4 protein-coding genes are annotated in these 12,477 nt (G+C 73.1%); all 4 read left to right on the top strand.

Translation table 11 applies throughout. The features are described 5' to 3' along the window. The first annotated feature begins 33 nt into the window (after positions 1-33). From NI25_RS03875 to NI25_RS03860, 4 genes are read left to right on the top strand one after another with little or no spacing between them, the layout of a single operon-like run. Positions 34-1,155 carry a TauD/TfdA family dioxygenase gene (locus NI25_RS03875; RefSeq protein WP_158508430.1) on the top strand — a complete coding sequence of 374 codons (1,122 nt, stop codon included), beginning with the start codon at positions 34-36 and terminating at the stop codon, positions 1,153-1,155. Then, positions 1,152-4,307, top strand: coding sequence for a non-ribosomal peptide synthetase (locus tag NI25_RS03870; RefSeq protein ID WP_061441075.1), 3,156 nt, complete (start codon positions 1,152-1,154; stop codon positions 4,305-4,307). The genes NI25_RS03875 and NI25_RS03870 overlap by 4 nt, the downstream gene beginning before the upstream one ends. Beyond that, complete coding sequence (locus NI25_RS03865; protein WP_061441074.1) at positions 4,304-10,813, top strand: non-ribosomal peptide synthetase; 6,510 nt, start codon at positions 4,304-4,306, stop codon at positions 10,811-10,813. Before NI25_RS03870 ends, NI25_RS03865 begins: the two co-directional genes overlap by 4 nt. Then, positions 10,810-12,438 (top strand): cyclic peptide export ABC transporter, encoded by a 1,629-nt coding sequence (locus tag NI25_RS03860; protein ID WP_061441073.1) that lies wholly within the window; start codon positions 10,810-10,812, stop codon positions 12,436-12,438. Before NI25_RS03865 ends, NI25_RS03860 begins: the two co-directional genes overlap by 4 nt. Positions 12,439-12,477: the final 39 nt, after the last annotated feature.

The raw sequence follows: 12,477 nt of genomic DNA, 5'->3' as shown, positions 1-12,477 counted from the left end.
CGGGCCACCGACGACCTTCGGAGAAGAGAACACATGTCCCTTCGCACGTCCCGCATGCCCCAAGTGCCGTCGAGGCGGCGGCCCCTGACCGATCCCTCGGCCGTCACCTTCGGCTCACTGGAGCCCGAGGCCCTGCCCGCCCTCGCCACGCCGCAGCGCCCCGGTGTCCCCCTGACCACGTGGGTGCAGACCAACGGGGACCTCGTGCGCGAGTACCTGCACCGGCACGGCGCCGTGCTCTTCAGAGGCTTCGACGAGGGCGCCGACGCTCTCCGCCCGGTCGTGGAGGCCATCGGCGGGGACGGCGCCCTGGCGTACCAGGACGGCGCCACGCCGCGCAGCGAGCTCGGCGACGGCATCTACTCCTCCACCGAGTACCCCGCCGACCAGACCATCGAGATGCACAACGAGGCCTGCTACAGCTGGAGTTGGCCACGCGTCCTGGGCTTCGCCTGCGCACGTGCCCCCCGGACCGGAGGGCAGACCCCGCTGGCCGACTCCCGCAAGGTGCTGCGGCGGCTTCCCGGTGACCTGGTCGCCCGCCTGGAGCGGCACGGGGTGAGCTACGTGCGCAACTACACACCCGGCGTCGGCATTCCGTGGCAGCACGCGCTGGGCTGTGACGAGAGCGGCCTGGACGCCTACGCCGAACGGAGCAGGGTGCGGGTGGAGCGCCTCGCGGAGGACCACCTGCGCACGGAAGCGGTGCGACCCGCCGTGGTGCGGCACCCGGACACCGGCGAGTGGGTCTGGTTCAACCAGGCCACAAGCTTCCACCTGAGCACCATCGGGGACGAACTCGCCGCCGAACTGCTCGGCCAGGTCGGCCCGCAGCGGGTGCCCAAGACCAGCAGGGCCGGCGACGGCAGCGAGTTCACGAAGCCGGAACTGGCAGCGATCCGCGCCGCGTTCGCCGCGGAGTCGACGGCCTTCGACTGGCAGCTCGGTGACGTACTGGTCGTCGACAACCTGCTGGCCTCGCACGGCCGGGCTCCGTTCACGGGCGAACGGGAGATCCGCGTCGCCATGGCGGCCGCGGCCGACTGGCAGGACGTGCAGACGCGGCCCGCGCAGGCCGGCACCCCCGCACAGGACGGCACCGGCACACAGACACAGGACGGCACCGGCACACAGACGAACGGGGGAAGACGGTGAACACGGCAACTTCGACAGCGGACGCCAAGACGCCCGCTCCCGCCGCGGAGACCTTCCGCGCGGGACCGCACCAGCACGACGCCACCCGCGACGACACCGTGACGACACTCGTGCTCCGGGCTCCGGCCCCGGTAACGGGAGCGGAGCTCGCCGCCGCGGTCGAAACGGTCACGCGGCGGTACGAGGTGCTGCGCACCGCGCTCGTGCCCTCTCCGGCGGGGGGAGCGCCCACCCAGCGAGTATCGCCCGGCCCGCTGCCCGGGGGACCCGACGGCGCGGGCAGGCTCTGGACCGCGGCCCCGGCGGCCGGCGGCCGCATCGAACTGACGGCGTCCGCCCGTGTCCTTGACGCGGAGGGCCTGTGGTTGCTCGCGGGTGAACTCGCACGTGAACTGGAAGCCGGGCCGGCCGCCGCCGCCCAGCGGGCCGGGACGGGCGAGGACGGACCTCTCCAGTACGTCGACGTCGCCGAGTGGCTGCACGAGGTGCTCGCCGACCCGGAGGCGGCCGAGGCCCGCGCGAGCCAGAAGAAGGCGCACGGCGGGTACGACGACGCGGAGGAGACGGTGGCGCGGGTGCGCTCGCTGGCGCCCGCGCGGACGGCATCGAACAGCGGTGCCACGGCGGCACCGGTCCGGAGGGTCGCACTGCCGGGCCCGCACCACCCGGCGGCCGACACCGAGGCGGTGCTCCTCGCCGCCTGGCTGGTGGCCCTGCACAGGTTCGGCGGCGCCCAGGCGCTTGCCGTCCGCGTGAGCACCGGGCTCCGTGAAGTCCCCCAGCTGAAGCCCGTGCTCGGCCCGTTGACCGCCTGGACCGCGGTCAGGCAGGAGTTCGAGGCGGGTCGGACCCTCGCCGACGTGGTGGCCGAGGTACGGACTGCGCGGGCCGCTCAGCGCGAGGTCGTCGAACTGACCAGCGACCTGTCAGCGGTGAACGCACCCCTGGGGTTCTCGTACCTGGAGGTGCCGGAACGGGTGGGCGGCTGGTCCGTCGTGTCGCTCGCGGCACGGGGCACCGGGCCGGGGCTCCGCCTCACCGCGGTGCGCCGCGGCGACCTGGTCGAACTGCGCCTCGACGGTGCCGAAGCCCCGGAGCTCGGCGCGGATGTGACGGGCCGGATCCTGGACGCCGTCGCCACGGTCGCCGAGCAGGGCATGCGGGAACCCTCGACTCCGATCGGCCAGGTGCGGCTCGGCGTCCCGGCCGCACCGCCGACCGCGCCCGCGACCCCCACGGCCGCGGACTGGGCGGAGGCCACCCTGACCGACCTGGTCTCCCGCGCCGCGGCGCGTGCCCCCGAGGCGGTCGCGGTGCGCTGCGCGACACGGGAACTGACGTACCGGCGACTCTGCTCCTCGGCCGCCTCACTGGCGGCGCGCGTCGACGCCGCCCCCGACGACGTCGTCGCGGTGATCGTGCCGGACCCGGTCACCCGCCTGGTGGCCCAGCTGGCCGCACTGCGCGCGGGATCGGCCTACCTCGTGATCGACCCGGACGATCCGGCCGAGCGGATCGCCGGTCTGCTGGCCGACGCGTCCGTGCGCCACTGCCTGGCCACGGCGGAGACCGCGTCCCGGCTGGGCGACGGCGACGGCTACGCCCTGATCCTCGTCGAGGAAGAGGACGGGACGGGCGAGTCGGGCGGCGAGGAGGGTGCCGCTCTCGACGAGGCAGAGCAGCGCCGCGAGGGCGCCGGGGCCCGCGGCCCGGACGACCTCGCCTACCTGCTCTTCACCTCCGGTTCCACCGGGCGGCCCAAACCCGTCGCCGTCACCCATCGCAACGTGGTCAACTATCTCGGCTGGCTGGCCGACGCGGGCCTGATCGGGCCGGACACGGTACTGCCCGCGACCGCCGCGCCGGTCTTCGACGCAGCCGTCAAGCAGGTGTGGGGGCCCCTGGTCCTCGGTGGCACGGTGGTGCTGCCGCCGGCCGGTGAGAGCCCCGCCGAGACCCTCGCCGATGCGCTCACCGGCACGGGAGCGGGCGCCGCCGTCACCACCGTCAACACCGTCCCGCGTCTGTGGGACGAGACGCTGCGGGCCCTCGAGCCCGCCGAGGGTACGGCCGCCCCGCACCGGCGGAACCTGGACGTGCTCCTCGGCGGCGAGGCACTCACCGCCGACCTGGTGGAGCGCACCCACCGGCTCCTTCCGGGGGCACGTCTGTGGAACCTGTACGGACCCTCCGAGACCACCGCCAACGCAAGTGCCGGGACGGTCGCCGCCGGCGACCGGGTCAGCCTCGGCGGGCCGGTCGGCGCGACCACGCTCCACGTACTGGACGAGGCGATGACACCCGTGCCGCCCGGCGTGGTCGGCGAGCTGTACGTCGGTGGCGCCGGGGTGGCTCGCGGGTACGCGGGCCGGGGCGGACTGACCGCCGAGCGGTTCGTGCCCGACCCGTTCTCCGGCACGACGGGCGCCCGTCTGTACCGCACGGGCGACCTGGTCCGTATCGGTGCCAACGGCCTGCCGGAGTTCTGCGGGCGCGCCGACGGCCAGCTGAAGGTGCGCGGCCACCGCGTCGAACCCGGCGAGATCGAGGCGGTCCTGCTGCGGCACCCCGCCGTGAGCGCAGCCGTCGCCGACGCGCGTGACGACCGCCTGGTCGCCTGGCTGGTGCCGGGACCGCAGGGTCCGCCCACCGTGGCGCAACTGCGCGAACACTGCGCGGTCCTCCCGGCGTACATGATCCCCGCGGTCTTCGTCGCGCTGGAACGGATACCGCTCACGGCGCAGGGCAAGACCGACCGGCGCATGCTGCCGGACCCGGCGGACGGACACCTGGAGCAGGGCGGCGAGTTCACCGCGCCGCGCACCCCGGTGGAGAGGGTCGTCGCCGAGATCTGGCGCACCGTCCTCGGCGCCGACCGCGTAGGGGCACACGACAACTTCTTCGCGCTCGGCGGCGACTCGATCCGCGCCATGCACACCGTCGCCCGCGTCCGTGACCTGATGGCCACCGAACTCCCCCTGCGCGAACTGCTCGGCGCACCGACCGTCGCCGACCAGGCGAACCTGCTGCTCGCGCACGACCACGACGGCTCGGTCCGCGAGTTCGCCGAGGCGTTCGCAGCTCTCGACGAGGACGCCGAGGCGCGCACCACCTCCGGCTCCACAGACGACGCCACCGAGGACCAGACATGACCGATTCCGAACGCCTCGAACGAGCCCGGCGCGCACTGGCCGCACGCCGGCCCCGGCAGCAGTCCGACACCTCGCGTGTGCCGCGAAGGCCGGACCCCGCACAGGTCGTCCTGTCGGAGAGCCAGCTCCAGCTGTGGACGGCCCACGCCCTCGACCCCACCGGCAGTGCCTACACGGTGCCGGCCGCGCTCGACATCGAGGGCCCCCTGAACGCCGACGCGCTGGCGAGGGCGTTCGACTGGATGCTCGCCCGGCACGAAGGGCTGCGCCTGGTCACCGACGACGTGCGCGGCAAGGCACACGCCCGGCTGCTCCCCGAGGCACCCCCGCTGCGCCGGGCGGACCTGACGGGCATCCACGGCACCGACCCGGCAGCCGCCGAGCGGCGCAGGGACGAGCTGACCGAGGCCGAGCTGCGTGCCCCGTTCGACCTGGAGGGAGGCGGGCCGCTGGCGCGCGGAGTGCTGATCACTCTGTCGCCCGACCGCCACCGGCTGGTCGCCGCCTTCCACCACCTCGTCGTCGACGGCCTGTCCGTGAGCATCCTCATCCGGGAACTCACCGCCGCCTACGAGGCCTTCCAGGCCGGCGAGACCCCGCCACCGGCATCGGACGGGCCGTCGTACACCGACTACGCCTGGTGGGAGAAGCACAGCGAGGACGCGCCCGCACGGGAAGCGTCGCTGGCCCACTGGCGGGCGCAGCTCGAGGGCGCCCCGCGCGGCCTGAGCCTGCCTTTCGACCATCCGCGCCCGGACACCCCGGGGCGCCGTGGCCGCCACCTGGTGCGCAGGGCCGGGCCCGCCCTGCGCGACGGAATCGAGAAGTTCGCCGCGGGCTGCGGTGTGTCCGTCTTCGCCGTCCTGTACGGCGCCTGGCGCGCCGTGCTGCACCGGGCGGCCCTCACCGACGACCTCGTGATCGGTGTCCCGGTGGCCAACCGGGTACGCCCGGAACTCCGGTCCACCGTCGGCCCGTTCATCAACACCCTGCCGCTGCGCAGCAGACTGCGCGGCGGCGCGACGCTGCGCGAGCTGGCCCAGGAGTCGGCGAGCACGATCGCCGCCTCCCTCGACCACCAGCACGTGCCCACCGCCGAGGTGACCGCGGCCGTCGGTGGCGGTACCGGGTCCCCGCTGTTCGGAGCGATGTTCGCCTACCTCGGTGAGGACCGCTCCCAGCTGCGCCTGGGCCGGGCCGTCATGACTCCGGTGACCACCGAGACCGCCACCTCCAAGACGGACGTCACGCTCAGCGTGGTCAACCGCGGCGACGACTTCGAGCTGATGCTGGAGTACGACACCGAGCTGCTGCGGGACTCCACCGCCGGCGCGCTCCTCGGTGCCTACCTGCGGCTGCTGGCCGAGGGGCTCGCGGCCCCCGACCGCGGCGTGCGGCTCCTGCCCCTCGCGGAACCCGGAGCGCGGCCGGGACCACTGGCCGAGCCCGTGGTCGAGCACGCCCTCGACCGGGCGTTCCTTCGCTCGGTCGGCCTTCACTCCGAGCGCACGGCCCTGCACTGGCGGGGAGAGGTCGTCTCCTACGCGTCACTGGCGGATCGCGCCGACACCCTGGCGCGGCACCTGGTGGCCCGAGGCGTGCGACCGGGCGACCGCGTCCCGCTGTACCTGGAGCGCGGGCCCGCCCAGGTGGTGGCGATCCTCGCCGTCCTGCGGGCGGGCGCCGCGTACGTACCGATCGACATGAGCAACCCCGTCGACCGCATCCGGCACGTCCTGAACGACAGCGGGGGACGCGTCGTGGTCTGCGGGGAGCGGGGCGCGGGAAGCATCGGCGAGGGCTTGCGGCAGGTGTCCGTCGACGCGCACGGCCGCCCCCGCACCGACCTGGACACCACCGGGACGGAGCTGCCCGAACGGCATCCCGGCGACGTCGCATACGTGATCTACACCTCGGGCTCCACCGGCCGCCCCAAGGGCGTCGAGGTCGCCGACTCCCAGGTGGTACGGCTGTTCTCGGCGACCGCGCGGCACTTCGGCTTCGGTCCCGACGACGTGTGGAGCTTCTTCCACTCGTACGCCTTCGACGTGTCCGTCTGGGAGCTGTGGGGGGCGCTGCTGTACGGCGGCAAGCTGGCCCTGGTGCCGGACGAGACGGCCAAGTCGCCGCAGGACCTGCTCGCCTTCGTGGAGCAGCTCGGCGTCACCGTCCTCAGCCAGACCCCCTCGGCCTTCAAGGGCGTGGTGGCCGCCGACACCGCCGAGGGATCCACGCGTGAACTCGGCCTGCGGCATGTCGTCTTCGGCGGCGAGCGGCTGGACGTGAACACCCTGCGCCCCTGGATCGAGGCACGGGGCGACCGCGCTCCCGTCCTGGTGAACATGTACGGCATCACCGAGACCACCGTGCACTCCACGTTCCGTGTCGTCACAGCCGCCGATCTCGGCGACCGCACCGGCAGCCCCATCGGCCTGCCGATCGACGACCTGTCCCTGTACGTCCTCGACGAGGCGCTCAACCCGCTGCCCCCCGGCATGGTCGGCGAACTCCACGTCGGTGGGGCGGGCGTCACCCTCGGCTACTGCGGCCGCGGGGCGCGCACCGCCGAACGGTTCGTGCCCGACCCGTTCTCCGGCACCCCGGGTGCCCGTCTGTACCGCAGCGGGGACCTGGCCAGGGTCACCGACGACGGCGAGTTCGAGTACTGGGGCCGAGCCGACGCCCAGGTGAAGATCCGCGGCTTCCGGATCGAACTGGGCGAGGTGGAAGTCGCTCTCGCCACCTGCCCGGGCGTCGCGGCCGCGGTCGCCGACGTGCGCGGCGACCAGCTCGTGGTGTGGCTGGTGCCCGCGGCGGGCCGAGAACTGCCGGCGGTGCCCGAACTGCGCGAGCACGCCGCCGCACTGCTGCCCACGTACATGGTGCCCGCGGTCTTCGCCGCGCTGGACAGGGTCCCCCTGACCGTCAACGGCAAGGCGGACCGGCGTTCCCTGCCGGATCCGGCGGGTGCCCGGCTCGACGCCGGCACCGAGTACACCGCGCCGCGCATCCCGTTGGAGGCGACCGTCGCCGGTGTCTGGGCCGATGTCCTGGACGTGCCGCGGGTCGGCGTGCACGACAACTTCTTCATGCTGGGCGGCGACTCGATCCGCGCGGTGGAGATCACCGGCGCCCTGCGTGCCCTCGGGCACGAGACCCGCGTGCACGCCGTGTTCCGGCACCAGACCGTCGCCGAGTTCGCGGCCCACCTCGCGGAAGACCGTGCCGAGCCCTTCGACCGCGCCCAGCCGTTCGAGATGATCGGCGCCGACGACCACGCGGCTCTCCCCGCGGACGCGGAGGACGCCTACCCACTGACCGCCACCCAGTCGGGCATGCTGTACCACCTGCATCTGCATCCCGAAGCGGGTATCTACCACAACACGGTCAGCGTGCGGATGCGCGGACGCATCGACGCGCGACTGCTGCGCCAGGCCCTTGCCGACACGATGGCCCGCCACCCGGTCCTGCGCACCAGCATTTCCATGGACGGGTACTCCGAACCGCTGCAGATCGTGCACCGCGACGTGGCGCCCCGCCTCGCCTTCTTCGACCTGTCCGGCCTGGACGCCGAAGAGCAGCGGGCCGAGATCGACGCGTTCGTGGCCCGCGAACGCGTCGAGCACCTCGAACTGGAGTCCGCACCGCTGCAACGGCTCGCCGTCCACCAACTCGGTGACGACGAGTTCCAGCTGACGGTCAGCGAGAACCACGCCATTCTCGACGGCTGGAGCTGGACCTCCACCCTGGCGGAGGTCCTCAGCCGTCAGGCGGCGCTGCTGGACGGAGCGCCCGACTACCACAGCCGCTGGCCCCAGCTCCCGCTCACCTACGCGGACTTCGTGAAGACAGAACGGGAGGCAGCCGGGGGAGCGGACACGGGTGCGGTGTGGCGGGAGCGGCTGGCCGACGCCGAGCCGCGCGCCATCGAGGACCTGCGTCCGGCCGGCACCCCCCGGGTACGCCGCATCGAGGTCGACATCGACGCGGACACCTCCCGGCGTCTGGCCGCGCTCGCCAAGGAGGAGGGCCTGCCTCTCAAGAGCCTCGCCGTGGCCGTGCACTTCAAGGTGCTCGCCGAGGCCCTGGCCGTGACCGACCCGGTCACCGGCATGGTGATGCACGGCCGGCCCGACCTGCCCGGGGCGAAGGACCTGCGCGGTCTGTTCATCAACATGCTGCCGACCTCCGTGTCGGTTCCCGGCGGCAGCTGGCGCGACCTCGCTCACCGCGCGTTCGAGGAGGAGCGCTCCCTCCTGAAGCACCGGCACACCCCGCTGATCAGCGTGCAGCAGGCACTCGGCAACGACCCGCTGTTCGACGTGGGCGTCAACTTCGTACGCTTCCACGCGCTGGGCGAGGTTCTCGACACCGGCGTCGTGGAACTCCTCGACCACCATCCTGCGTCCGCCGAGGACACCAACTACGCGGTGATGGCGACCTACTCGGTGCACCCGCCCGCGCACGAGCTCGGACTGATCCTGGCCTACGACGGCGACCGGGTCTCCGACGAGCGTGCCGCCGATCTCGCCGAGATGTACGGGCAGGCGCTGCGCCGGTTCGCGGCGGACGCCGATGCCGCGCACGATGCGGCGAGCCTGCTGCCCTACGACGCCGACGCCGCGGCCCGCAGAGCCGACGGAGGCACGCTCGACGTGCCCGCCGGAACCCTGGACCAGGCCGTCACCGCCGTCGCCGCGGCCCGCCCCGGTGCGGTGGCGGTCACCGGCCCCGGCGGAACCCTCACCTACCGCGAGCTGACCGAGAGGGCCGCGGCCGCCGCCACCGGTCTCGCTGCCACCGGCGTGCGCCGCGGCGACCTGGTCGCGGTGGTCGCCCGGCGCGGTGTCGACCTCGTCACCGGACTCCTCGCCGCGATGGCCGCGGGCGCCGCGTACGTGCCCATCGACCCCGAGCTGCCCCTCGAGCGGATCGCTCACCTGATCCGCGACTCGGGCTGCCGTACCGCGCTCGCCGCCCACCTCGCCGACGACGACGCCCCGGTGCTCGCGCTCCTCGCTGAGGAGGAGGTCACGGTGCGCACCGTCGCCGACGCCGCCGCCCTCACGGGCGCCGCCCCACAGCGGGCCGACGGCGACGACCTGGCCTATGTGATCTACACGTCCGGGTCCACCGGTGTCCCCAAGGGTGTCGGCGTCACCCACCGCAACGTCCTCGCCTACCTGACGGCCTCCGCCTCCGTGGTCGAGCCCACCGCGCAGGACGTGGTCGCGGTCCGTTCCACCTTCACCTTCGACCTGTCGGTCTGGGAACTGTTCGCCGGACTCGTGGCCGGGGCGCGTATCGACCTTGTGCCGGGAGACGTGGCGGCCGACGCACAGCAGCTCCACGCCCACCTGCGGGCCCAGGGCGTCACCATGCTGGCCACCACGCCGACGATCGCACAGGAACTGGCGGCGGTGGACGGCACCCCCGACACGGGTGGTGCCCCGATCGGACTGCGGGCGTTGCTCCTGGCCGGCGAGGAGGTGGTGCCGGCCAGGTTCGCGGACTGGTTCGCGGGACCTTCCGCGCGCGGCTGTCAGGTTCTGAACTGGTACGGACCGACCGAGGCCACCGTCCTGATGACCGTCGCCGAACTCACCGCCGAGGTGACCCGCAGGCAGCGCGCGCCCATCGGAGGTCCGGTGCCCGGCTCCACGATCTGGGTCCTGGACGAGCAGATGCGACCGGTTCCGCCCGGTACCGCCGGCGAGCTGTTCATCGGAGGCGCACAGGTGGCACGGGGCTATTGGCGGCGCCCCGGCCTCACCGCCGCGAGTTTCGTGCCCGACCCGTTCTCCGGCGTTCCGGGTTCGCGTCTCTACCGGACGGGTGACCGCGCCCGCCACCGGGCCGACGGCCAGCTGGAGTTCCTCGGCCGCCTCGACAACCAGATCAAACTCCGTGGTCACCGCATCGAACTCGGCGAGGTCGAGTCCGCGCTGCTCGACCACCCGGGCGTGGCCGACTGCGTCGTCGTGGTGCACGGGGCCACAGGGGCGTCGCCCCGTCTGGTCGCCTACGTGGTGCCCGAGGGGCCGGACCTGGATCGCACGGAGCTGCGGACCCGGGCGGCCGGGCGGCTGCCCCGGTACGCGCTGCCCGCGGCGATCCGCCCGATCGAGCAGATCCCGCAGACCGCGAGCGGCAAACTGGACCGGCGTCGTCTGCCCGCGCCCACGGCCGACGACTTCCTGGGCACCTCGGGGAATTCCCAGTCGGCAAGGGACGACACCGAACGGGCCTTGCTCGGCCTGTGGCACGAGCTGCTCGGCCTCGAGGGACTCGGGATCCGGGACCACTTCTACGACGCCGGCGGTCATTCACTGCTGGCCACCCGACTGCTGCTGCGCATCCGGCGCCAGTTCGGGGTGGCGCTGCGGGTGCAGCAGGCCATGGCGGACTTCACCGTGGCGGGCCTCGCCGACCTGATCAGGGAGGCGTCGCGGGAGACGGACACGTCGCCGCCCACCGCTTCGGCACCGGAAGAAGGGCGACGATGAAGTTCCTCTCCCTGCTCGTGAGCCGGTCACGGGCGACGGTGATCGCGGCGCTGGTCGCCGGGCTGGTGTCCGGTGCCGCCACGGTGGGCCTCATCGCCGTGCTGCAGCAGGTCCTGGAGCGGCTCGACGACCCGGGCGTCCGTCTGATCGCCGCCTTCGCCGCGGCGGCGGTCACGGTCCTGCTCGCCGGGGCAGTCTCCTCCGTCCTGCTGATCCGGCTGGCGCAACGCTCCATCCAGGAACTGCGGATGGAACTGTGCAGACGGATCCTGGACAGCGGGATGCGGCGTATCGAGAGCATCGGGCCCGCCCGGCTCCAGTCCGCCCTCACCGACGACGTGCAGGTGATCACGGGGGCGGTCAGCAGCGTGCCCCTGCTGTCCATGAACGGCGCGATCGTGATCGGCGCGTTCGTGTACATCGGGGTGCTCTCGCTCAAGGTGCTGCTCGGCATGCTTGCCGTGCTCGCCGTCGGCCTGGTCCTCTACCAGCTTCCGGTGCGCCGGGCCGGCGTCCATCTGCGCCGGGCTCGCGAGCACCAGGACGTCATGCACGCCCATCTGGAAAGCGTCACCCGCGGTGCCAAGGAGCTGAAGCTGGACCGTGAACGCCGCACCGCGGTCCTCGACGGCGGCGTCGGTGCCACGGGCAGGCTGCTCGTGCGGGACACCACCCGCGGCGTCTCGCTGTACACCGTGGCGGGATCCTGGGGGCAGTTGCTCTTTCTCGCCTGCATCGGCATCATGCTGTTCGCGGGGCCTCGCTTCGACATCCCCGCGGACGACCTGACCGGCTTCACCCTCGCCGTCATCTACATCAACACGCCGTTGGTCACCGTGCTCAACCTGATCCCGGTGATCGGCCGGGCGGGTACGGCGCTGCGCTCCCTCAACGCCCTCGACCTCGGTGACGAGAGCGGCCTGCGAGCACCTGAGGGACAGGGTGGCCGACGGGCCGCGGGTGCGCGGGTGCGGCTGCGCGGTGCGGTCTTCCACTACGACTCCGGCGCTGACGACACCGGCTTCCGGGTCGGCCCCATCGACGCCGACTTCGCACCCGGCACCATCACCTGCCTGGTCGGAGGCAACGGAAGCGGCAAGACCACACTGGCCAAGATGATCTGCGGGCTCTACCCGCCCACTGACGGCGAGATCGTCCTCGACGGCACACCGGTGGAAGGAGACCGGCTCGCGGAGCTGCGGCAGAGCGTCGCCGGGGTGTTCTCCGACGTCCACCTCTTCCGCACTCTGCCGGCCCACCCGCAGGGCGACAGCGAGGCCAACCGTCTGCTCGCCCAGCTCGGCATGGACGGCAAAGTGACCGTGCGTGAGGGGGAGTTCTCCACCATTACGCTCTCCACCGGCCAGCGCAAACGCCTCGCCCTGGTCAGCGCCCTGCTCTCCGAGCGGCCCGTGCTGCTCTTCGACGAGTGGGCCGCCGATCAGGACCCGGACTTCCGGGAGTACTTCTACACCGAAGTCCTGCCCGCTCTGCGCAAACAGGGCAAGACCGTGATCGCCATCACCCACGACGACCGGTACTTCGGCGTCGCCGACCGGATCCTCAAGCTCGACCGCGGCAAGGTCGTCGACCCCGCGCCCGTCGCTGCACCCGCAGCCCCCTGACCCCGACCCCCCGGCGCCGTCAGCACCGGCCCGACCCAT

Source organism: Streptomyces sp. CCM_MD2014 (genome assembly GCF_000772045.1).
Lineage (GTDB): Bacteria > Actinomycetota > Actinomycetes > Streptomycetales > Streptomycetaceae > Streptomyces > Streptomyces salinarius.
This window is presented reverse-complemented; position numbering and strand designations above follow the sequence as displayed.

Excerpts from the sequence above, each read along its gene's own strand:
- NI25_RS03875 (WP_158508430.1), top strand. The coding sequence starts at position 34 with ATGTCCCTTCGCACGTCCCGCATGCCCCAAGTGCCGTCGAGGCGGCGG.
- NI25_RS03865 (WP_061441074.1), top strand. The coding sequence starts at position 4,304 with ATGACCGATTCCGAACGCCTCGAACGAGCCCGGCGCGCACTGGCCGCA.
- NI25_RS03860 (WP_061441073.1), top strand. The coding sequence starts at position 10,810 with ATGAAGTTCCTCTCCCTGCTCGTGAGCCGGTCACGGGCGACGGTGATC.